The 21,441-nt window shown below is 51.5% G+C and carries 28 protein-coding genes and 2 pseudogenes; 22 read left to right on the top strand and 8 right to left on the bottom strand.

Annotated features, from left to right (window positions below; translation table 11 throughout):
- Positions 1 to 2: 2 nt before the first annotated feature.
- The 6 genes from pcoB (at position 3) to pcoE (ending at position 5,030) form a co-directional block, all read left to right on the top strand.
- Positions 3 to 893, top strand: a complete 891-nt coding sequence (pcoB, locus tag ABLU87_RS24635) for a copper resistance outer membrane transporter PcoB (RefSeq protein ID WP_001378118.1) — start codon at positions 3 to 5, stop codon at positions 891 to 893.
- Positions 894 to 932: 39 nt separating this feature from the next.
- Complete coding sequence (gene pcoC, locus ABLU87_RS24630) at positions 933 to 1,313, top strand: copper resistance system metallochaperone PcoC (protein WP_000025662.1); 381 nt, start codon at positions 933 to 935, stop codon at positions 1,311 to 1,313.
- Positions 1,314 to 1,368: 55 nt separating this feature from the next.
- Positions 1,369 to 2,247, top strand: coding sequence for a copper resistance inner membrane protein PcoD (gene pcoD / locus ABLU87_RS24625; RefSeq protein ID WP_080821469.1), 879 nt, complete (start codon positions 1,369 to 1,371; stop codon positions 2,245 to 2,247).
- Between the two features lie 54 nt (positions 2,248 to 2,301).
- The gene (gene pcoR, locus ABLU87_RS24620; RefSeq protein ID WP_001188930.1) at positions 2,302 to 2,982 is read left to right on the top strand and encodes a copper response regulator transcription factor PcoR; all 681 of its coding nucleotides are present in this window, start codon (positions 2,302 to 2,304) and stop codon (positions 2,980 to 2,982) included.
- On the top strand, positions 2,979 to 4,379 hold the full coding sequence (gene pcoS / locus ABLU87_RS24615; protein WP_004152084.1) for a copper resistance membrane spanning protein PcoS: 1,401 nt from the start codon (positions 2,979 to 2,981) through the stop codon (positions 4,377 to 4,379). The genes pcoR and pcoS overlap by 4 nt, the downstream gene beginning before the upstream one ends.
- A 216-nt stretch (positions 4,380 to 4,595) precedes the next feature.
- Complete coding sequence (gene pcoE / locus ABLU87_RS24610; RefSeq protein WP_004152085.1) at positions 4,596 to 5,030, top strand: copper resistance system metallochaperone PcoE; 435 nt, start codon at positions 4,596 to 4,598, stop codon at positions 5,028 to 5,030.
- 231 nt (positions 5,031 to 5,261) lie between these two features.
- On the opposite strand, the gene ABLU87_RS24605 is transcribed toward pcoE, so the two are convergent.
- The gene (locus tag ABLU87_RS24605) at positions 5,262 to 5,441 is read right to left on the bottom strand and encodes a type II toxin-antitoxin system RelE/ParE family toxin (RefSeq protein WP_024623170.1); all 180 of its coding nucleotides are present in this window, start codon (positions 5,439 to 5,441) and stop codon (positions 5,262 to 5,264) included.
- A 60-nt stretch (positions 5,442 to 5,501) separates the two neighbouring features.
- A pseudogene (locus tag ABLU87_RS24600) lies at positions 5,502 to 7,122 on the bottom strand (ISL3 family transposase).
- A gap of 61 nt (positions 7,123 to 7,183) precedes the next feature.
- On the opposite strand from ABLU87_RS24600, the gene ABLU87_RS24595 reads away from it, so the two are divergent.
- Positions 7,184 to 7,693 carry an aquaporin gene (locus ABLU87_RS24595; RefSeq protein WP_004196769.1) on the top strand — a complete coding sequence of 170 codons (510 nt, stop codon included), beginning with the start codon at positions 7,184 to 7,186 and terminating at the stop codon, positions 7,691 to 7,693.
- Between the two features lie 49 nt (positions 7,694 to 7,742).
- On the opposite strand, the gene ABLU87_RS24590 is transcribed toward ABLU87_RS24595, so the two are convergent.
- A complete protein-coding gene (locus ABLU87_RS24590; protein WP_004196778.1) occupies positions 7,743 to 8,240 on the bottom strand; it encodes a GNAT family N-acetyltransferase in 498 nt (165 codons plus the stop codon).
- Between the two features lie 331 nt (positions 8,241 to 8,571).
- Between ABLU87_RS24590 and ABLU87_RS24585 the strand changes: the two genes are divergently transcribed.
- The 6 genes and pseudogenes from ABLU87_RS24585 to ABLU87_RS24560 all read left to right on the top strand — a co-directional run bounded on the left by ABLU87_RS24585 (position 8,572) and on the right by ABLU87_RS24560 (position 13,033).
- Positions 8,572 to 8,898, top strand: coding sequence for a metalloregulator ArsR/SmtB family transcription factor (locus tag ABLU87_RS24585; protein WP_004152092.1), 327 nt, complete (start codon positions 8,572 to 8,574; stop codon positions 8,896 to 8,898).
- On the top strand, positions 8,895 to 9,608 hold the full coding sequence (gene arsH / locus ABLU87_RS24580; protein ID WP_004182006.1) for an arsenical resistance protein ArsH: 714 nt from the start codon (positions 8,895 to 8,897) through the stop codon (positions 9,606 to 9,608). The genes ABLU87_RS24585 and arsH overlap by 4 nt, the downstream gene beginning before the upstream one ends.
- A gap of 8 nt (positions 9,609 to 9,616) precedes the next feature.
- Positions 9,617 to 10,162 (top strand): sigma-70 family RNA polymerase sigma factor, encoded by a 546-nt coding sequence (locus tag ABLU87_RS24575; protein WP_004182005.1) that lies wholly within the window; start codon positions 9,617 to 9,619, stop codon positions 10,160 to 10,162.
- 75 nt (positions 10,163 to 10,237) lie between these two features.
- The gene (locus tag ABLU87_RS24570) at positions 10,238 to 10,600 is read left to right on the top strand and encodes an arsenic metallochaperone ArsD family protein (RefSeq protein ID WP_004152095.1); all 363 of its coding nucleotides are present in this window, start codon (positions 10,238 to 10,240) and stop codon (positions 10,598 to 10,600) included.
- Between the two features lie 18 nt (positions 10,601 to 10,618).
- Positions 10,619 to 12,375: pseudogene (arsA, locus tag ABLU87_RS24565) on the top strand (arsenical pump-driving ATPase).
- Between the two features lie 121 nt (positions 12,376 to 12,496).
- Positions 12,497 to 13,033 (top strand): GNAT family N-acetyltransferase, encoded by a 537-nt coding sequence (locus ABLU87_RS24560; RefSeq protein WP_004152096.1) that lies wholly within the window; start codon positions 12,497 to 12,499, stop codon positions 13,031 to 13,033.
- A gap of 32 nt (positions 13,034 to 13,065) precedes the next feature.
- Here the strand turns inward: ABLU87_RS24560 and arsC are convergent, their stop codons facing one another.
- From arsC to arsR, 5 genes are read right to left on the bottom strand one after another with little or no spacing between them, the layout of a single operon-like run.
- A complete protein-coding gene (gene arsC, locus ABLU87_RS24555; protein WP_004152097.1) occupies positions 13,066 to 13,491 on the bottom strand; it encodes a glutaredoxin-dependent arsenate reductase in 426 nt (141 codons plus the stop codon).
- Positions 13,492 to 13,503: 12 nt separating this feature from the next.
- The gene (gene arsB / locus ABLU87_RS24550; RefSeq protein WP_004152098.1) at positions 13,504 to 14,793 is read right to left on the bottom strand and encodes an arsenite efflux transporter membrane subunit ArsB; all 1,290 of its coding nucleotides are present in this window, start codon (positions 14,791 to 14,793) and stop codon (positions 13,504 to 13,506) included.
- 47 nt (positions 14,794 to 14,840) lie between these two features.
- Complete coding sequence (arsA, locus tag ABLU87_RS24545) at positions 14,841 to 16,592, bottom strand: arsenite efflux transporter ATPase subunit ArsA (protein ID WP_004152099.1); 1,752 nt, start codon at positions 16,590 to 16,592, stop codon at positions 14,841 to 14,843.
- Positions 16,593 to 16,609: 17 nt separating this feature from the next.
- Entirely contained in the window at positions 16,610 to 16,972 is a 363-nt protein-coding gene (gene arsD / locus ABLU87_RS24540; protein ID WP_004152100.1) for an arsenite efflux transporter metallochaperone ArsD, read from the bottom strand.
- Positions 16,973 to 17,021: 49 nt separating this feature from the next.
- Positions 17,022 to 17,372, bottom strand: a complete 351-nt coding sequence (arsR, locus tag ABLU87_RS24535) for an As(III)-sensing metalloregulatory transcriptional repressor ArsR (RefSeq protein ID WP_004152101.1) — start codon at positions 17,370 to 17,372, stop codon at positions 17,022 to 17,024.
- A 357-nt stretch (positions 17,373 to 17,729) separates the two neighbouring features.
- Between arsR and ABLU87_RS24530 the strand changes: the two genes are divergently transcribed.
- The 9 genes from ABLU87_RS24530 (at position 17,730) to ABLU87_RS24490 (ending at position 21,284) form a co-directional block, all read left to right on the top strand.
- Entirely contained in the window at positions 17,730 to 17,999 is a 270-nt protein-coding gene (locus tag ABLU87_RS24530) for a hypothetical protein (RefSeq protein ID WP_004152102.1), read from the top strand.
- Positions 17,987 to 18,562, top strand: coding sequence for a hypothetical protein (locus ABLU87_RS24525; RefSeq protein WP_004152103.1), 576 nt, complete (start codon positions 17,987 to 17,989; stop codon positions 18,560 to 18,562). Before ABLU87_RS24530 ends, ABLU87_RS24525 begins: the two co-directional genes overlap by 13 nt.
- 30 nt (positions 18,563 to 18,592) lie before the next feature.
- A complete protein-coding gene (locus ABLU87_RS24520) occupies positions 18,593 to 19,087 on the top strand; it encodes a DNA-binding protein (protein WP_004152104.1) in 495 nt (164 codons plus the stop codon).
- 43 nt (positions 19,088 to 19,130) lie between these two features.
- The gene (locus ABLU87_RS24515) at positions 19,131 to 19,499 is read left to right on the top strand and encodes a hypothetical protein (protein WP_004152105.1); all 369 of its coding nucleotides are present in this window, start codon (positions 19,131 to 19,133) and stop codon (positions 19,497 to 19,499) included.
- Positions 19,500 to 19,532: 33 nt separating this feature from the next.
- Positions 19,533 to 19,736 (top strand): HHA domain-containing protein, encoded by a 204-nt coding sequence (locus ABLU87_RS24510; RefSeq protein WP_004152106.1) that lies wholly within the window; start codon positions 19,533 to 19,535, stop codon positions 19,734 to 19,736.
- Between the two features lie 48 nt (positions 19,737 to 19,784).
- Positions 19,785 to 20,042, top strand: a complete 258-nt coding sequence (locus tag ABLU87_RS24505; RefSeq protein WP_004152107.1) for a hypothetical protein — start codon at positions 19,785 to 19,787, stop codon at positions 20,040 to 20,042.
- Between the two features lie 75 nt (positions 20,043 to 20,117).
- Positions 20,118 to 20,372, top strand: a complete 255-nt coding sequence (locus ABLU87_RS24500) for a hypothetical protein (protein WP_004152108.1) — start codon at positions 20,118 to 20,120, stop codon at positions 20,370 to 20,372.
- A gap of 175 nt (positions 20,373 to 20,547) precedes the next feature.
- Positions 20,548 to 20,814 (top strand): DUF1778 domain-containing protein, encoded by a 267-nt coding sequence (locus ABLU87_RS24495; protein WP_003026799.1) that lies wholly within the window; start codon positions 20,548 to 20,550, stop codon positions 20,812 to 20,814.
- Entirely contained in the window at positions 20,802 to 21,284 is a 483-nt protein-coding gene (locus ABLU87_RS24490; protein WP_003026803.1) for a GNAT family N-acetyltransferase, read from the top strand. The genes ABLU87_RS24495 and ABLU87_RS24490 overlap by 13 nt, the downstream gene beginning before the upstream one ends.
- The last annotated feature ends 157 nt before the right edge of the window (positions 21,285 to 21,441 follow it).

Below are 21,441 nucleotides of genomic sequence, written 5' to 3'. Positions count from 1 at the left end.
GAATGAAGAGAAATTTGAAGGCCATACCTGTTCTGGTCGCCGGTTTGTTTACCTCACAGCTTTCTATTGCGGCGGGCTCCGTCTCTGCAGATCCCCACGCCGGGCACGACATGTCTGCCATGCAGATGCCAGCAGATGAGAATTTCACTGAGATGACGTCAATGGAGCCCATTGTAACTGAGAGCAGAACGCCAATTCCGCCTGTTACCGATGCCGACCGGAAGGCTGCATTCGGCAATTTACAGGGGCATGCGATTCACGACAGTGCGATTAATTATCTGGTTCTGCTGGATCAACTGGAATGGCAACGGTCGGATAACACCAACAATTTCAGCTGGAGTGTTAACAGCTGGATTGGAGGCGACACAGATCGGATTTGGCTAAAGAGTGAAGGTGAACGAAGCAATGGGGAAACGGAGGCGGCTGAAGCGCAGTTACTCTGGGGACATGCGGTTGGCCCATGGTGGGATTTGGTTGCGGGTGTCAGGCAGGATTTCAGACCTGCTTCTGCCCGGACCTGGGCTGCTGTCGGTTTTCAGGGGCTGGCACTCTATAATTTTGAGTCTGAAATTACGGGTTTTGTCAGTAATGGCGGAAAAGCAGCCCTTCGTCTGGGAGGAGAATACGACGTTTTACTGACTAACCGGCTCATACTCCAGCCATCCTATGAGGTGAATTTCTACAGTCAGGATGATGAATCGCGGGGTCGCGGCAGGGGACTGACTGACACAGAGCTGGGGCTCCGACTGCGCTATGAAATACGCCGTGAGTTTGCACCCTATATAGGCGTTTCCTGGAATCAACTTTACGGGAAAACATCCGATATGGCGAAAAGAGAAGGTGAGAAAGACCATCAGGTAGTATTCCTGGCGGGAGCCAGAATCTGGTTTTAACGCACTGATATAAAACACTCAACTAAACAGGTAAATAAAATGTCGATTTTAAATAAAGCCATTCTTACAGGTGGCCTCGTTATGGGCGTTGCTTTCTCTGCTATGGCCCATCCGGAATTAAAAAGCTCTGTGCCACAGGCTGATTCAGCCGTAGCGGCCCCGGAAAAGATTCAGCTTAATTTCTCGGAAAATCTGACCGTGAAATTCTCAGGTGCAAAATTAACGATGACGGGTATGAAAGGCATGTCATCACATTCTCCGATGCCGGTCGCGGCAAAAGTGGCGCCAGGCGCTGACCCTAAATCGATGGTCATTATTCCGCGAGAGCCTTTACCCGCTGGCACTTATCGTGTTGACTGGCGCGCGGTTTCTTCAGATACGCACCCTATTACCGGTAATTACACCTTTACAGTGAAGTAATATTATGAACGACCTGATTATGATTGTTATTCGTTTTCTTCTTTATCTGGATTTGATGGTAATATTTGGATTGCCATTTTTTCAGATATATGGAATAAGCGGTGTCAGACATGAAACCTATAACCTGACTAATTTCAGGTCGTTTATAACCTTTGCTGTTGTTACAGGCATCATTCTTACTGGCATTAATATGCTCCTGGTATCTAATGCCATGAGTGGAGTAACTGACCTCAGAGAATTATCCATCCATGTTATCGAGATGGTGATAGAAGAAACTGATGTGGGTATTAGCTGGATTGTCAGACTCTGTGCCCTGTTTACCACACTCGGTGCTTTGTTCCTTTACACTAATAAGAGAGTATTGTCCTGCCTGCTGATGACGATGAGTGGGGGCGTGGCGCTGGCTACACTTGCCTGGGGAGGACACGCCGTTATGCATGACGGTCTGCATTACTATCTCCATTTACTGAGCGATCTGACCCATCTCGGCGCTGCAGGTGCCTGGACAGGTGCTCTGGTTGCATTTGCTATCCTGCTGATGCGCAGAAACGAGCATAATGCACAGAGCGTCATTGTGATATCTGACTCCCTGGCAAAATTTGCCACGGCAGGAACGGTGATTGTTGTAGCCCTGATCCTGAGTGCGCTGGTCAACTATCTGTATATTGCTGAGGGTAACTTAACTCCCTTATTCAACAGTTCCTGGGGGAGGATATTGCTTGCCAAGACGGCTCTGTTTGTTCTGATGCTTCTTCTGGCTGCAGCAAACCGGTTTCACCTGGGTCCCCGGCTTGAAGTTATGGTCAGGGAAGGGAATTATGATCGCAGCGTTGCCCTGATGCGAAACAGCATCCTGACAGAATTCGTTGTTGCGATTATCATTCTGGGCGCCGTAGCGTGGCTTGGAATGCTTGCTCCGTCTCAGATCAGCTAGGGGACAGCCAAAGCTCATGCGTGAGATTTTTACTTTCATATCAGCGAGTTGACCATGCAGCGTATTTTAATCGTTGAAGACGAACAAAAAACAGGTCGTTACCTGCAGCAGGGACTGGTTGAGGAAGGCTATCAGGCCGATCTCTTTAATAATGGCCGCGATGGTCTCGGGGCCGCGTCGAAGGGACAGTATGATTTGATAATACTGGACGTGATGCTGCCTTTCCTCGACGGGTGGCAAATCATCAGCGCACTGAGGGAGTCCGGGCACGAAGAACCGGTCCTGTTTTTAACCGCAAAGGACAACGTGCGGGACAAAGTGAAAGGACTGGAGCTTGGCGCAGATGACTACCTGATTAAGCCCTTTGATTTTACGGAGCTGGTTGCACGTGTAAGAACCCTACTGCGCCGGGCACGCTCGCAGGCCGCAACAGTCTGCACCATCGCCGATATGACCGTTGATATGGTGCGCCGGACCGTGATCCGTTCGGGGAAGAAGATCCATCTCACCGGTAAAGAATACGTTCTGCTTGAGTTGCTGCTGCAACGCACCGGAGAAGTGTTACCCAGGAGTCTTATCTCGTCCCTGGTCTGGAACATGAATTTTGACAGTGATACGAATGTGATTGATGTCGCCGTGAGACGTCTGAGAAGTAAAATTGATGATGACTTTGAGCCAAAACTGATCCATACCGTTCGCGGTGCCGGATATGTCCTGGAGATCAGAGAAGAGTGAGGTTCAAAATTTCCCTGACCACACGCCTGAGCCTGATTTTTTCTGCGGTGATGCTTACGGTATGGTGGTTATCAAGTTTTATCCTGATTAGCACCCTGAATGGCTATTTCGATAATCAGGACCGCGATTTTCTGACAGGTAAACTTCAGCTCACCGAAGAGTTTCTTAAAACAGAGACGTTCAGGAACAAAACGGATATTAAGTCATTATCAGAAAAAATAAACGATGCGATGGTGGGGCACAATGGCTTATTCATTTCTATAAAAAACATGGAAAATGAAAAAATTGTTGAACTCTATGCCAAAAATTCTGTTGTTCCAGCGGTCCTGCTTAATAAGTCGGGTGATATTCTCGACTATATGATCCAGACGGAAGAAAATAACACCGTGTACCGCAGTATCTCGCGGCGGGTTGCCGTGACGCCGGAACAGGGTAAAAGCAAACATGTCATCATTACGGTTGCCACGGATACTGGGTATCACACCCTGTTTATGGACAAACTCAGTACCTGGCTGTTCTGGTTCAATATCGGTCTGGTCTTTATTTCTGTTTTTCTGGGCTGGCTGACCACACGTATTGGTCTGAAACCGCTACGGGAAATGACCAGTCTGGCTTCCTCCATGACCGTACACAGCCTGGATCAGCGTCTAAATCCCGATCTGGCTCCGCCGGAAATCTCTGAGACCATGCAGGAGTTCAATAATATGTTTGATCGCCTGGAGGGGGCATTCCGGAAACTGTCAGATTTCTCGTCTGACATCGCGCATGAGCTGCGCACACCAGTCAGTAATCTGATGATGCAGACGCAGTTTGCACTGGCTAAGGAAAGGGATGTTTCGCATTACCGCGAAATTTTATTCGCTAACCTGGAAGAACTGAAAAGGTTGTCACGAATGACCAGTGACATGCTTTTTCTGGCACGTTCAGAGCATGGTCTGCTGCGGCTGGATAAACATGATGTGGATCTGGCAGCCGAACTGAATGAATTACGTGAGTTGTTCGAGCCCCTGGCAGACGAAACAGGAAAGACAATCACGGTTGAAGGAGAGGGCGTTGTTGCCGGAGACAGCGATATGCTCCGACGTGCTTTCAGTAACCTGCTTTCCAATGCAATCAAGTATTCTCCCGATAACACCTGTACAGCGATACACATTGAGCGTGACAGTGACTGTGTGAACGTGATGATTACGAATACGATGTCCGGCCAGGTTCCCGCTAATCTGGAACGTTTGTTTGACCGGTTCTATCGCGCAGACTCATCAAGGTTCTACAACACGGAAGGCGCGGGGCTGGGATTATCAATTACAAGGTCGATCATTCATGCTCACGGCGGCGAGCTGTCAGCAGAACAGCAGGGGCGGGAAATTGTGTTCAGTGTGCGTCTGTTAATGGATTAATACCGTTATTCAGGAGAAACCCGGAAGGTGACAAAAATGTCATCGTTCAGTCACGCGATAAACAGAGGCGGTTTTTTATAATCAGCCATAAATCAGGACAGCGTGATAATTCAATCGCCCGGTTCCTGGCGTGATGATCAACCAGCCCTGAGATCAAATGCTTTCTCTGTTATAAGCCGTTGATTGTTTGGGTATGAAAACACCGGAGACCCAACCATGAAAAAGATCCTTGTATCATTTGTTGCCATTATGGCTGTCGCTTCATCCGCCATGGCTGCAGAGACAATGAACATGCATGACCAGGTAAATAATGCCCAGGCACCCGCCCATCAGATGCAGTCAACCTCTGAAAAAAGCGCTGTTCAGGGAGACAGTATGACAATGATGGATATGAGCGGTCACGATCAGGCTGCAATGACCCATGAAATGATGCAAAACGGCAACGCTTCTGCCCATCAGGACATGGCTGAAATGCATAAAAAAATGATGAAATCCAAGCCAGCAGCTTCTAACGAAACAGCAAAATCATTTTCCGAAATGAACGAGCATGAGAAAGCCGCTGTTGTACACGAGAAGGCGAATAATGGTCAGTCTTCAGTGATTCATCAGCAGCAGGCTGAAAAGCATCGCAGCCAGATCACCCAGAATTAACCCGCAGCTCCACTTGTCAGACCCTCATTTGACGCCGAAGTCACTGGCTTACGCTCCCGCCGGGAGCGTTTTTTTTCGTAATTAATAAGTGTCATCAAAAGCATCCATCACCATTATCATAATTGGCCCTGATCAAATAAAATTTAACTTATGTTGCGCGAGAATTCAGTTCATGAAAAAAATATCAGTATCATATTGTTTTTAATTATTATTTTCGTTCCCGGTTATATCCTATATCCAGGGTTCATGCCGCGCCGTATCCTGAGACTGGCTGAGAATACGAATGATCATAACCACCGAATGTGATGACACAAAATAGATCATGTGCTGTTCCACCGGCAGCGAGCAGATATTGTCTCCCAGCTCCGCGCGATGCGTGCCTATGTCATGCATGGCCAGAACGTCAAACACCGCTGCTATACTGTTACCAACGGTGCAAAACTGGGTCTTCCGCAACTTAGGTGGAGTTGTTTAAGCCAGAGGGCTCATGACTCGTCGTCGCAGTAACTCGAAGCCAGCTCGACCGTACATCTGCCGTTTCAGCATCTTCAGGCGGTTTACATGGCCTTCCACAACGCCATTACTCCATCTGCTGCTTATCGCTTCGTGTATTGCTGTTGCATCCGCTTCCATACCGGCCGCAACACGCTGAAGGTCAATGAGCCCACTTTGACTGACGTCAGAGAACCATTGATTTAACTGCGATTTATTCTTCGTTTTCAACATTCGATAGAAGTCGAGCGACAGCTGTTGCGCCATTTTCAGTTGCGGTTCTTTCTGGCACATCGATTCGATGAAGCGGGATGCATAGTTTTCTTCTCCTCTGATCATTCGCCAGGGCATTAACCAGCGGCTTACTCTGGATGCTGAGGGGAGTCGAACTGGGGCGATAACGGGACTGTTAACCTGCTTACGCCACTTAGCCACAGCATCCCTGACCGTCGTTTCGCTCCCGGTGAAGCCAGCATTTACCATCTCCCGCCATAGCTGCCCGGCATTATGGTTACCGTTTATCCGTTGTTCTTCCAGCCATTCCTGCCATGGTTCAAGTAACCCGGGTCTGGGTGGCTTAGTTGATATTTCAGGGAACGCTTTTGACTGTATCCACCGGCGAACCGTCACCCGGGACAGTCCGGTGATACGCGATATTTCTCTTATCCCACAACCCTTTTTATGAAGAGAGTCTACCTCAGCCCAGCGCTGATACCGTTTGTCACGTCGCTCTCGTTTAATACGTTCAGGGCGACGTAACGTTGACGTTGGCACCAAAGACGCTTCAGCATTCTGTTTTTTGGGGGGATAACTCGGTGGCCACCAGTCGTATCAATGGCATGTGTCTGTACATCATGCGCTCCAGCGCATCACCAATATTCTTCAGCAGATGCCAGCGATCGGCCACCTGTATTGCCTGCGGTGCACCATCGCGAGCAGCTAACGCATAGATCCCCCCACGATCGCGTGAGACGACCTGTATTTCTGGGTATTTTTTGAACCATGCCGCCAGAGTGCGTTGCTCCCGGCCTGGCAGTAACACCAGGGGGCGATGGGTATCAAGATTTACGATCAGTGTGCCGTACCTGTGGCCCCGATGCCATGCCCACTCGTCAATACCAACATGCCTGGTCCGGTTCTCTGTTTGTTCCGGAGCTTGAACCACTCTGCGCAGTAAAGTATCCGCGCTGATCTGTATTCCTGAAGCTACTGCAGCTCGTCTCCCTGCTTCACCACCTGCGATAAGCCCCAGCTGATGCTGCAGATTTTTCAGCAATGCAGAAGACTGCTGCTGCGGGCCTGCAAAGGGAGCAAGCGATTCAGCAAAAATTTTACGTGAACAGGAAGGGTTACGACAGTACCAGTGCCGGATGGCGAAGACTAACCAGAGGGCCTGGCCTGAGCATGGAAGATGCTGTACTCGCCTCCGCCGGCAACTATGAACAGAATGACTGTGCGTGAGGCACTCAGGACATGATGCCGTTTTACGTGTGGCGCGGAGATGGAGGGTTATTCCATCAGTACCAGTAATCTGTCGGCAGGTTTGCCACCCGCGCGGTAGCTGTAAAAGTCTCTTAAGTGAGGCCATTTTGTTATACATAACTTAAAACAGCTTAGATCCTTGTTAACTAAAAAGTTTCATCAATTTTTGTCCACCTAAGTTGCGGAAGACCCACTTTTTACCCGTTGTTGACAGCGGAGCACACCTTAACCCCGTGGTAAGCCTGATTTTTTATCTGATCGGGGCCTGCTCTTTCAGGGCAACCATGAATTACATCGTGGCTCAGTTGTTAGGGGCCGGCGCTGCTGCACTGTGCCTGAAGGCTGTCTTTGGCCACTCCCTGCTGGCCGGGGTGACCCGGGTCCATATGGGGGTATCACTGTACAATGCCTTTTTCATCGAAGGTGTCATGACTTTTATTCTGATTATGAGCATCCTAACGACCAGAAACCCCGCGATTATCAGCATTGCTGTTTTTCTTGATGCTTTTATTGGCGGGCCGCTGACGGGGGCAAGCATGAACCCGGCCCGTAGCTTCGGGCCGGCATTGGCCATGGGATACTGGGATAATCAGTGGCTGTACTGGGCCGCTCCGCTGTCTGGCGGGCTTGTAGCTGTTGCGTGCTGCCAGCTGTTTATGCCGCAACTGAAGTCACCCTCACCGGAATAAAGTCCCTTCCAGGACAGAATGCCTCTGATGAACAGAGGCATTCTTTTTTTCAGCAACCCACTGTCCGGCTACGCCTTTCCAGAATGAGAACATCTCTCCATTTTCCGTTCATTTCACCCACTTTTTCCCGGCAGCCGACTTCCCTGAATCCCTGGCTGCGATGTAAAGCAACACTGGCCTGGTTTTCCGGAAAGATGCCAGCAAGTAGCGTCCAGAAACCCGCACTTTCCGAGCCCTTTATCAGCCCGGAGAGCAAAGCCCTGCCCGCGCCTTTTCCCTGAAAATGAGTACTGACATAAATGCTCAGCTCTGCGACACCGCGGTATGCATGCCGGCGGGAAAAAGGAGATAGCGCAGCCCATCCCACCACTCTGTTATCAACAGTGGCGACGTAGCGGCAGTCCTGAAGATGCCCTTCATTCCATTCCAGCCACTCAGGTGCTGCGGTCTGAAAGGTGGCGTTCCCTGTTGCAATTCCTTCCTGATAAATTTCCCTGACTGCACACCAGTCCTCTTCGTGCATTTTTCTAATGATGATCTCTGCCATTTCTCTGTACCGTATGTTTGCTGTATTCATAGGCAGTCAGAAAACGAGCCTGCCTGGGCTTCCCGGCGGCGGGACATAATGCGCCCGTCAGCAAAGGATGAAGGTCATTTTATTTTTAGCGGGAATCGGTTTCTACTGTGACGGATTCATATGCATTTTTCCATATATATTGTGACGTACCTCATTTCTGAGAGGTATAAACACCGATCATGTTTTCTCCATGCCGCGTAAGTGTAAGGCCCCGGAGATGGAGTCATATTATGGACGTGGTTGCGCTCACTATATATTTCTATTATTCTGGAAATATAGAAATAAAATTACGAGGAATGGGATGGAGCTGAAAATCGCCGCGATGGTGCTGAAAGAACTTGGCCACACCACTCGTCTCGATATTTACAAAACACTCGTTAAGGCCGGACGTCAGGGACTGCCCGTGGGGGAACTGCAGCAACATCTCGCCATTCCGGCCTCGACCCTGAGTCATCATCTTTCATCGCTGATATCCGTCTCACTGGTTCGCCAGGAAAGGCAGGGGAGAACACTGTTCTGCCACGCCTGTTATGACAACCTTGCTGCATTGATTGCCTTTCTGACAGAAGAGTGCTGTGCAGACGAATATGCCCCGCCTGGTTTTATGTCACCACCGGAGAAAAAATGATTGCTGAACTGAAAAATGTTGTTCCTGAGCTGTTTGATACAGGTCTCACCGGGGTCCGCCTGGGTGTAAAGACAGTTGACCATCCTCCCCGGATCCTGATGTTGTACGGTTCCGTTCGAGAGCGGTCCTACAGCCGTCTGGCCACCGAAGAGGCTGCCCGGCTTCTTACCGCCATGGGTGCGGATGTCCGCATCTTTAATCCTTCCGGTCTCCCTCTGCCGGATGATGCAGCGGATACGCATCCCAGGGTTATGGAACTTCGCGAAATGGTGCGCTGGTCTGAAGGGATGGTATGGTGCTCTCCTGAACGTCATGGTGCGATGACCGGCATTATGAAAGCCCAGATTGACTGGATACCACTATCAGAGGGCGCAGTACGCCCTTCTCAGGGAAAAACCCTGGCCGTCATGCAGGTCTGCGGAGGCTCCCAGTCTTTCAATGCGGTAAACCAGATGCGTATTCTTGGCCGCTGGATGCGAATGATTACTATACCTAATCAATCCTCGGTAGCGAAAGCCTGGCAGGAGTTTGATGAAGACGGACGGATGAAACCATCCCCGTACTACGACCGTATTGTGGATGTAATGGAAGAGCTGATGAAGTTTACCCTGCTGACCCGGGAGTATGCAGCGTATCTCGTCGATCGCTACAGTGAACGTAAAGAGTCGGCAGAAGCACTTTCCCGGCGGGTGAATCAGAGCAAAATCTGAGGGCTGGTATGAGTGATGTAACGGCATTCAACAACTGCATGAGCGTGTTCTGGCAACAGCATGAAGCAGAGCTCTCCCGTTTTCTGGCATCAAGGACAGGCGATCGGGAGCAGGCAGCCGATCTGCTTCAGGAAGTCTTCCTGCGCGCCCGGGCCTGTGCAGACCGCTTCTGTGAAATGGAGAACCCGCGGGCCTGGCTGTACCGGACGGCGAGGAATCTGCTGACGGATGAGTACCGTGCCGCCAGAGACGTCGTGGTGCTGGAAGACGAGATCCCGCTGCCTGACGCCTTCCATGAGGCGGTTTCAACGCTGGAGATTTGCCTGCCTGAAACCCTGCAGGCCTTACCTGACGAGGAAAGATGGCTGATAGAAGAGGCCGATCTGAACCGGCGTCCCCAGCAGCGCCTGGCCGACGAGCTGGGGATCACGCTGACGGCGTTTAAGTCGCGCCTGCTTCGCGCCCGGAAACATCTGAAGAAGACGATGACGGAACTCTGCCAGGTGGAAGTGGATGATGCGTCTTCCGTCTGCTGCCATAAAAAAATGGATTAACCGCGCATCTTTTTCCCGCCTCACTCGTTTACCTCAGTGTAAAGCCCCATCATTCAACACTGAGGTAAACAGTCCATGTCAAAAATTGAGATCTTTGAAGCCGCAGGCTGCTGTGCGACCAGCAGCGTCGTGGTCAGCGATGAAGCCGTCAAATGGAACGCCAGCGCCGAATGGGCGAAAAAGCATGGTGTGAATATTCAGCGTTACAGCTTGGCAAAGAACCCGCAGCAGTTCCTGAATACGCCCGTCATCAGGGCCTTCCTGAACACGTCAGGAATGGAGTCCCTTCCCGCTACCCTGCTTGACGGCCAGCTGGTGATGGCGGGCAAGCTCCCGTCCCGGGAAGATATCGCCCGCTGGGCCGGTATTTCCCTCACGCAGGACTGGAATGAAGACAGCACGCAGCCGCGCTGCTGCAGCATTCCCCGTATGCCTTAATCCCGGAGGAGCTCAACAATGACGATGCCATTTTTACAGAATATCCCCCCGTTTATCTTCTTCACCGGCAAAGGCGGCGTGGGGAAAACCTCTCTGGCCTGCGCGACGGCGGTATGGCTGGCTGACCAGGGCCGGAGAACGCTTCTGGTCAGTACCGATCCGGCCTCCAATGTCGGTCAGGTCTTCAGCCAGACTGTGGGCCACCGGATCACTGGTATCCGCACCGTGGAAAACCTTGCGGCAATGGAAGTTGACCCGATGGCGGCCGCGCAGGCTTACCGCGATCGCGTGCTCGATCCTGTTCGTGAACTGATGCCTGCCGATGTCATCAGCAACATTGAAGAACAGCTTTCCGGTTCATGTACCACGGAGATCGCGGCGTTTGATGAATTTACCGCGCTGCTGACCAGTCATGAACTGCGCGAAAAATATGATCATATCGTCTTTGATACTGCACCAACCGGACACACCATCCGTATGCTTGAGCTGCCGGGCGCCTGGAGCGGGTACCTCGATGCACATCCTGATGCTGCGGCGAACCTCGGCCCTCTGGTGGGGCTGGAGAAACAACAGGACCAGTACGCTGACGCAGTGAAAGCCCTCTCTGATACGGCACTCACGCGACTGGTTCTGGTTGCCCGCGCACAGGCGTCGACCCTGAAAGAGGTCTCCCATACCCACGAGGAGCTGTCGGCTATCGGTCTGCAGCATCAGCACCTTGCCATCAATGGCGTGCTGCCTCCCTTTGCCGGTGAACAGGATCCGCTGGCGCACAGTATTCTGGCGCGGGAGGAACGGGCCTTACGGGCCATGCCTGAAAACCTCGCGCATCTTCCCCGGTCGATGCTGTATCTGAAGCCTTTTAATCTGGTTGGTCTGGAAGCCCTGAGGGCGCTGTTTACAGAGAGCACACTTGTTCTGCCGGATCCGGGAGCCACGCTCACGACGGTCGATTTACCGGAGCTTGCCTCCCTGGTGGAGGACCTCAGCCGAGCGGGAAAAGGGCTGGTCATGACGATGGGAAAAGGGGGCGTGGGGAAAACCACGGTGGCGGCTGCGGTCGCGGTCTCGCTGGCCAGACGCGGTCATAAAGTCCACCTGACCACCTCCGATCCGGCAGCCACCTGTCTTACACCCTGGATGGCTCGCTGCCAGGCCTTCAGGTCAGCCGTATCGATCCAAAAGCAGAGACTGAGCGCTATCGTCGCTTTGTGCTGGAAAATCAGGGAAAAGGTCTGGATGAAGAGGGACTGGCGGTACTGGAGGAAGATCTCCGTTCCCCCTGCACCGAAGAGATTGCCGTGTTTCAGGCATTCTCCCGGATCATCAAAGAGGCCAACGACCATTTTGTCATTATAGACACTGCGCCCACCGGGCATACGCTGCTGTTGCTGGATGCAACCGGGGCCTATCACCGGGAAATGGTGCGCCAGATGGGGCAGGCTCACGATCACGTGATAACGCCAATGATGCAGCTGCAGGATCCGGAGAAGACCAGAGTCATTATCGTGACGCTTGCCGAAACCACGCCGGTACTGGAAGCGGCCGGGCTGCAGCAGGACTTACGCCGGGCCGGGATTGAACCCTGGGCGTGGGTCATCAATAACAGCCTCGCGGCCGCGAAGCCGTCCTCCCCGTTCCTGGTCACCCGTGCCCGTCGCGAACTGCCGCTGATCGACGACGTTGCCGGGCATTATGCACAGCGCATTGCCCTGACGCCACTGCTGAAGGACGACCCGGTAGGCGTGGACCTGCTGGCTGAAATGGCGGGCTGACAGGTGGGGCGACGCCCTACCTCCACTTAAAACATTTCCTTATACAGGTCATAAGATGAAGCGCTTAATCTGCCGTCGCGAATTCCGGTAGTGTGTCAGTCAACGTCACAGGAGTCATACAATGCACATTATCAATGCTGAAGAGCAGCACATTCCCGCCATACGGCGCATTTACGCCCATCATGTCCTGCACGGCACAGGCAGCTTCGAGACGGAACCCCCGGACACGCAGGAAATGCTTGCCCGGGTGAAAAATGTTCAGTCACGTGGATTTCCCTGGTATATCGCCCTGCAGGGGGAGACGGTCATCGGCTACTGTTATCTCTCCCGCTACCGCGAACGCCATGCCTACCGGTTTACGGTTGAAAATTCGGTGTACATCGATCCGGCTTATCAGCGGCAGGGGGGCGGAAAAGCCTTACTCGATCATGCCTTAACATGGGCCCGGTCTCAGGGATACCGCCAGATGATAGCGGTTGTGGGGGACAGTGCGAACGTCGCGTCTGTAGCGCTGCATCTTCGCGCCGGATTTACTGAAATCGGCACGCTGAAGGACATCGGTTTCAAGCATGGCCGCTGGCTGGACACGGTGTTGCTGCAGCGTCAGCTGGGAAAAGGGAGCTGTACGCTGCCGGACAGTCCGGTACCCGGACGCTGAGGCAGGAGAAAGGGGGCATCGCCCCCTTTCGGTTATTTCAGCCGTTTCCCTGCCTCATCTACTACTTTCTCGCCGTCTTCCTTAGCAAATGCGCCTTTTTGCGCATCCGGAAGAATATCCAGTACCACTTCGGAAGGGCGGCACAGACGCGTTCCCAACGGTGTCACCACAATCGGACGGTTAATCAGGATCGGATGCTGAAGCATAAAATCGATTAACTGATCGTCAGTAAACTTATCTTCCTCAAGCCCCAGTTCTTCATAAGGCTCGACGTTTTTGCGCAGCAAAGCCCGGACTGAAATGCCCATATCTGCAATGAGTTTGACCAGCTCATCGCGTGACGGTGGATTTTCAAGGTAATGAATAACGGTCGGTTCATTACCACTGTTGCGGATCATCTCCAGCGTATTACGCGACGTGCCGCAGGCCGGGTTGTGATAAATGGTGATGTTGCTCATATCAGTATCTCATTACAAAGTGAAAGAGAGACGTAGCGCCAGCGCTGCCAGCGTTACAAACAGCACAGGCAGAGTCATGACGATCCCGGTGCGGAAATAGTATCCCCAGGTGATGGTCATATTCTTCTGTGAAAGGACATGCAGCCAGAGCAGCGTTGCCAGGCTACCAATAGGTGTAATTTTAGGTCCCAGATCGCAGCCAATCACGTTGGCGTAGATCATCGCTTCTTTGATAACGCCTGTTGCGGTGCTTCCATCGATAGAAAGAGCGCCAACCAGCACGGTAGGCATGTTGTTCATGATGGAAGACAGGAAAGCCGTCAGGAAGCCAGTACCCAGCGTTGCAGCCCAGAGTCCTTTATCCGCAAGTACATTCAGCACACCTGAAAGGTATTCGGTTAGCCCGGCGTTGCGCAGACCGTAGACCACCAGGTACATCCCCAATGAGAAGATGACGATCTGCCATGGCGCACCGCGCAGCACTTTGCCAGTTTTAATGGCATGGCCTCGTTTAGCTACTGCAAACAGGATCACAGCTCCAACAGCCGCAATCGCGCTAACGGGAATACCAAGCGGCTCAAGGACAAAGAACCCAACCAGCAGAAGTATTAAAACTATCCAGCCGGTTCTGAAGGTTGCCAGATCTTTAATCGCTTTTGCCGGTGCTTTCAGAAGAGCCAGGTCGTAAGTCGGTGGGATATCCTTGCGGAAGAACAAATGCAGCATAACCAACGTGGCAACAATGGCTGCAATATCCACCGGCACCATTACCGACGCATACTCGGTGAAGCCCAGTCCAAAGAAGTCTGCAGAAACGATGTTAACCAGGTTGGACACGATAAGCGGCAGGCTGGCTGTATCGGCAATAAACCCGGCAGCCATGACGAATGCCAGTGTCGTGCCTTTGCTGAACCCTAATGCCAGCAGCATGGCGATGACTATCGGCGTCAGAATAAGTGCCGCACCATCGTTGGCAAACAGTGCCGCCACCGCTGCACCAAGCAGAACGATATACGTAAAGAGCAAACGGCCACGACCGTTACCCCAGCGCGAAACATGCAATGCCGCCCATTCGAAAAAGCCGGACTCATCAAGCAGCAGGCTGATAATAATCACGGCAATAAAGGTCGCCGTCGCGTTCCAGACGATATTCCACACCACCGGAATATCGCCCACATGCACAACGCCAGATATCAGAGCCAGTCCCGCGCCCAGCATTGCACTCCAGCCGATCCCTAATCCCTTTGGTTGCCAGATAACCAAAACAATGGTCAGGACAAAAATAGCGCCTGCCAGTAACATAAAACCTCCTGACAGGGCGACTTTGTCGCCCTGTAGATGTCAAAAAATTAACTCATCAACTCTCTGAGCTTTTCAATACCGGCGGGCTCTGACGCCAGCACCGGAACAAGCGCTATACGGTCAGCATGCTGATTCTTAACAGCCTCAATCTGAGGCAGTTCCTGTTGAGCACGCTGACAAAGCAACGGAGAACGCGTATCCGCAATGGAAAGGCTGTTATTGATAATCCAGCCCCACGGATGAATCCCCGCTCTTTCAAGGTCAGCCTGCAGGTTTGCCGCTTCCAGCACCGGTGTGGTTTCAGGAAGCGTAACCAGCAGAACTTTGGTTCTATCCGGGTCCTGAAGCTGCATCATGGGGGTAGTAAAATGACCTTTACTCCCCATTTTTTTGGCAATCTCTCGGTGATAAGCCCCGGTCGCATCCAGCAACAGCAGCGTGTGTCCGGTAGGGGCGGTATCCATGACAACAAAGCGCTTACCCGCTTCACGAATCACACGGGAGAAGGCCTGAAACACGGCAATTTCTTCAGTACAGGGAGAGCGTAAATCCTCTTCCAGTAACCGTTTCCCTGCTTCGTCCAGATCTCTTCCCTTCGTCTCAAGAACATGCTGGCGATAGCGTTCGGTTTCATCGTGAGGGTTGATGCGGCTGACCTGCAGGTTTTTGAGGCTGCCGTTCAGCGTTGTACTCAGGTGCGCAGCAGGATCAGAGGTCGTGAGATGCACGTCAAATCCCATGTCGGCCAGCCTGACGGCGATGGCGGCAGCCATCGTGGTTTTCCCTACACCACCTTTGCCCATCAGCATAATCAGGCCGTGTTCACTGCGAGCGATATCATCGACCAGGCCAGAGAGTGATAAGTTTTCAGGCGTGTACAGGATGTTCGTTACCGGGAGCGGTAATGCCTCAGAACGGGTAGCCAGCAGTCCCTTCAATGCTGAAACACCAACCATATTGACTGGCTGGAGTAACAGGGTATCTGTCGGTAGCTCAGATAAACCGGCAGGAAGATTTGCCAGTGCCTCCTGCTCACGTTGCCATATCGCCGCGGCCAGGGCGTCATGTTCAGCTTCGGCTTCAGGCAGCACACCATTAATCACCAGATATTGATTTTTCAGGCCAATCTCAGCCAGTTCCTCATGAGTGCGGGCGACTTCCTGCAGCGTAGAATTTTGCAGTCGTGCAACCAGAACCAAGCGGGTACGTTCAGGGTCGGATAACGCCTCTACCGCATGAGCATACTGCTCACGCTGCTTTTCCAGCCCGGCCATCGGGCCAAGACAGGAGGCACCATCTGGATTGCTTTCAATAAAGCTACTCCAGGCACCAGGAAGCTGGAGAAGGCGAATCGTGTGGCCCGTCGGCGCGGTATCAAAAATGATGTGATCGAAACGGGTCAGCAGGGAAGCGTCTGTCAATAAGCCGGTGAACTCATCAAACGCCGCAATCTCAGTGGTGCAGGCTCCTGAAAGCTGCTCGCTGATACTGTTAACAACGTCATCAGGCAGAAGACCTTTGATAGGATCAACGATTCTGGCCCGATATTGCCGGGCGGCTTCCTGCGGGTCAATCTCCAGAGCAGAAAGCCCAGGAACTGCTGTCACAGGGCGAATCGTGTTACCGATAGCCAGATCGAATACCTGACCGACATTGGAGGCCGGGTCGGTACTGACCAGCAAAACCCGCTTACCCTGTTCGGCAAGGTGGATAGCCGTCGCGCAGGAAATGGAAGTTTTTCCTACACCACCCTTGCCAGTAAAAAACAGGTAAGGCGGGATATTCTGTAATAATTTCATATGTCCTCCTGACATATTCAGCAACAGGAAGTATTACCACCACAGCAACTGGTGGGAGCTAACCCTACCTTCTCCAGCGGAATACCGAACCAGCGAGCCAGCTCAGCGCGTTTTGGGTATCGCCCAGCCATCACCGTTTCGCCGTCCAGCAACAGCAGCGGAAGCCCTTCTGCGCCGGATGCATCGAGGAAGGCTTTCGCTTTCTCATTGTGAACAAAGCTCATGGGCTGCTGCGCCAGGTTGTAACGTTCAACCTGTACGCCACGTCCTTTCAGCCACTGCATATCAGCAGAAAAATCAACCAGAACCTGATCGACATCTGAACCACATACACCGGTACTGCAGCACATTGCCGGGTCAAACACCGTTAACGTCTTCATTCTGAATACCTCATACATTCGAAAAAACACATATGTTCAGGCAAATTTTTTAGATGCAAACAGCCTTACCGCTACCAGAGCAGTTTGCCGATGCCAGCTTACGGGCGATGGCCTGTACGTCGTCCTGTTGGCTTAACCAGGCCTGCTCAATCACCTGAGCAGCCCAGGAAGGAATATGCGGGGATAAGCGATAATGAACCCATTTCCCCTGCTTGCGATCCAGCAATAGACCGCTTTCCCGGAGCATTGCCAGATGACGGGAGATCTTGGGCTGGGACTCATCCAGCGCCGTGCAGAAATCGCAGACGCACAGTTCTCCCAGCTCCCTGAGCAGCAGGACAATACCCAGACGGGTTTCATCGGACAGGTTTTTGAAAAGCTTAAGGGCTGTAAGGGGCATTATTCCTCCTGTTCGGTTGCGTAAAGCATACGCCCGAAGACAAAAAAAACAACCATATATTCGGAAAATCGAATGTGTGAAAGTGTCAGATGACGCTGTCACGCTGGTATACGTCCATTACTTTCCGGGGAAAATACATGTGTGTTACAGAGATCCGACTTAGCCAGAAATCGGATCTGCGCGGCGGGAAACCGGTAAGTGATATGATAATTAAGTCACACTCACAAAATCATACTTGATATGATATTTATCATTAACCGCATAATAATATCTGATATGATGTTTAAATGATGAATAACAAATCATATATAATATGATTTATCTTCTTTAATCACATAATCAGACGGAGCGTGCAGGATGGATGAGAAAGTATTCTTTCACCTGAGTTATGAAACCATGCTTGGCGACACGGAAGATTTTATTAACGCGTGTCTTGAACGGGCAAACCGTGCGGACTGCAATGATGCCGATGCGGAGATTGCCCGGGCACGCAGCGCGATCGAACTCTGGTACCACCTGGCGATGGCGGGCCGTGCCCCGGAAGACGTCGCCGACAGGGACCATCTGCGCCTCACCGGAATGCTCCTGCGCGCTCCCACAGCAGAACAACGTTCATGGCAGCAGTAACAACCTCCCGCAGGCCGTCGCCGCTGCAGCGACGGGTACTGATTGTGCTGGCCGCCCTCGATGCGAAACGTCCGGGGCCGGTGGCGACGCGGGATATCGAGCGGGTGCTGGAGCAGGGCGGGGACGCCCCGGTGTACGGACCGAACCTGCGCGCCTCCTGCCGGCGCATGGAAGCCGCGGGCTGGCTGCGCACCCTGCGCGCGCCGAACCTGCAGCTGGCCGTCGAGCTGACGGAGGCCGGTCGCGGCATTGCAGAACCGCTCTTCCAGGCAGAACGCGAGGCTGAAACGGCACGACAACGACTGACCGACGTCCGGCGTCTGCCGTTACGCCAGACGGCTGCCGGTGACGCGGTGGAGCTGCAGCTGGGTGACGGCCATTACACCATCAGGGAAGCGGCCTACGTGATCCGTCTGGACGGTACCACCTGCCTGCAGCTGACGGATGCCGGCGGCATACGCCGGATAAAAGAGGGCGATCCCCTGCAGGTGGCCAGCTGGTATCAGGCCTGTTTTGATGCAGGCCTGCCGGTCATCGTTCAGGTGAATGAGAGCCGGGACTGATCGCCACCACACAAGGAACAGGAGCATAAAATGAAAGTCACTGAACCCGGACTGAATACGCTGATCGATAACCTGAACACCCTGATTTGTGAGGACAGCCTGCTCACGCGCCAGGAGCGTGAAACCCTGGTGCGGGCCGTGGCGGCCATCGGCGCCATGAAAGCACGCGTCAGCATGAAAAAAGGCGAAGCGCCGACCGTTGCCAGACGGGAAAAAAGGGAGAAAAAAGACCGCCAGCCTGATCCGCGTTTTCCGCGAGCCGGTCATCCCTGGCAGGAAGACGAAAAAACCTTACTGAGTGATGCGCTTGAACCGGTCCCGGATGAAGAGATCGGTACGCATCTTTTCTGGCTTTCCGAGAAACTGGGCAGAACGCCTTTCAGTGTTGCTTTCCAGATCGCGGCAATCAGGGAGCTGCAGGACGGCTGGGAGGAGCAGTTCAGGGAGATTTCGGATAAAATTCGCTTGTCCGGCCTGAGCATCAGTGATTATCTGAAGCAGAACGGCACGGGCCATAACGCCTGAAGAAATTTGCGTTACAGAAAAATTATATAACTGAGGGGCAGTGATGAAAACAGCGATATGGGTGGTGGTGTATTTCACGATGTGTTTTCTGCTTTTCACAGGCTGGATTTTCGCCTTTGCGCAGTATGCGCCCTATAACGGGCAGGAACACGCGTTTTCTCTGACGTATCTGCTTAATTTATTTTTTCTTCATGTAGTGATGGTACCTTACTACGAGTTTTTTCAGACTGAAATATACAGCAATGTATTAATGAGTCTGGCAGATGAATCCGGTCAGATGATACGTTTTCATCACGTGGTACCTGTTCTAGGGATATATAGTCTGTCCGCACTCTTAACTTTTGTAGGTTACATCATATATGCAAAATGGTTCACTCATAACCGGCTGAAAGGAAATCTTCTTCCAAAATGAAATTACCGGGACACCTCAGGATATAAAAAACCAATGACGAAACAGGAATGGATTTTAAGACTACGCCGCTGTACATCTAAGGAAACTCTGGAAAGGATAATAGAAAAAAATAAATATTCCCTGACGGATGACGAACTTGAGCACTTTAATGCCGCAGTGGATCACCGGCTGGCGGAAATGGCAATGGGGAAGTTTTATGATAAAATTCCTGCAGGCGTCTGGAAATATGTTAAATAAAACAGCCAGCATCAGTCTGTTCGCAGTTATCTCACCTGGAGCGCAATCATGAATATGATATTTGAACTGATTGGATTGTTACTTGTAGTCGGATGCGCATTCTTCACCACTTTTTTCTTAGCCGCAGTAGCAGGCACTATGGTAGTTATTTTTGGGTGGGGAATTTCTATTGTCACCCCGAAGTTGGTTACCTGTACTAATGATTGCATCACTACTGTTTTTGATGCCAAACCCTTTGGCTGGCTTCTGATTGTGTTTTCATTAACCATGATGTTCTTTATTATCAGAGGTATGATTAAACGTTAGATTGCCTTTAGTGTGTAGTTAAATCATCATCATAACAGCGTTAATCTGAAACTGATATTGCCGGAGGGGATCATCATGACGGGAAGAGGCATTAACACAGTACGTATCGGCGATGAAGTGAAGCACATCACCGAGCTCGATGCACTAACACTCATGCATGAATGGTCAAAGCTTAAAAAAGAAAATGCAGACCTGTATGACTATAACGGTCAGGTTAACCGGGGGTGGCGCGGCTTTATTCTTCGCATGATGGGTATCCATTTGCCTGATAACGACCGTGTTCGTCTTCAGGGCATTAATGCCAGAAAAGACTCCATCTATCCAGAATGAAGCCACGCCTGCAGCGATAATGAGCTGACTATTGCAGAAGATCAGCCATCATCTTTCATTAAATGTATGATATTTAACATAAAACGCATTATCGGTACTTTGAAGTGTATAGCATTTGCTATACGTTCGTGTTGTGTTATTCTTGTATATCAATTGCTATACAAGAGAGGTGTGTATGAAATCAGATGTTCAACTCAACCTAAGAGCTAAAGAGTCTCAGAGAGCACTCATCGATGCTGCTGCAGAGATCCTTCATAAATCGCGAACCGACTTTATCCTGGAGATGGCCTGCAAGGCTGCGGAGAATGTGATCCTTGATCGCCGTGTTTTCAATTTTAACGACGAACAGTATGCAGAGTTCATCGATATGCTCGATGCACCAGTCGAGGATGAGCCCGCCATTAATAAACTACTGGCAAGGAAACCTCAGTGGGACGTATAACCACGCCCGAGCCGTTATCCAGCTCTCATCAGCTGGCTGAGTTCGTCAGTGGAGAGACAGTCCTCGATGAATGGCTAAAACAGAGAGGTTTAAAAAATCAAGCTCTTGGCGCTGCCCGAACGTTCGTTGTTTGCAAGACGGGTACGAAGCAAGTAGCTGGTTTTTACTCTTTGGCCACCGGTAGCGTTAACCATACGGAAGCGACAGGTAGTCTTCGGCGTAACATGCCAGATCCTATACCGGTGATTATACTCGCTCGCCTGGCGGTAGATGTCTCATTGCACGGAAAAGGGGTTGGCGCCGATTTACTCCACGATGCAGTTCTACGGTGTTATCGCGTAGCTGAGAACATTGGGGTTCGTGCGATAATGGTTCATGCGCTTACTGAAGAAGCCAAAGGTTTCTATGCTCACCATGGATTTAAGGCATCACAAACTCATGAGAGGACTCTGTTTCTAAAGCTTCCATGACTGGTTGCTGGAATGGGAAAGTAGCTGGTTACCGTCTTAACATATTGATTTTTATGTTATTTATTTTAATATTTAACATAATCTTTGTTATGCGCACCTGTATTGTAATGGCTCAATAGTAATGTCCGCCTGTGGCTCAATTCAGATGTCCGCGCTA

This window comes from Klebsiella sp. CB_Kp196 (assembly GCF_040061575.1).
Taxonomy (GTDB): domain Bacteria; phylum Pseudomonadota; class Gammaproteobacteria; order Enterobacterales; family Enterobacteriaceae; genus Klebsiella; species Klebsiella michiganensis.
This window is presented reverse-complemented; position numbering and strand designations above follow the sequence as displayed.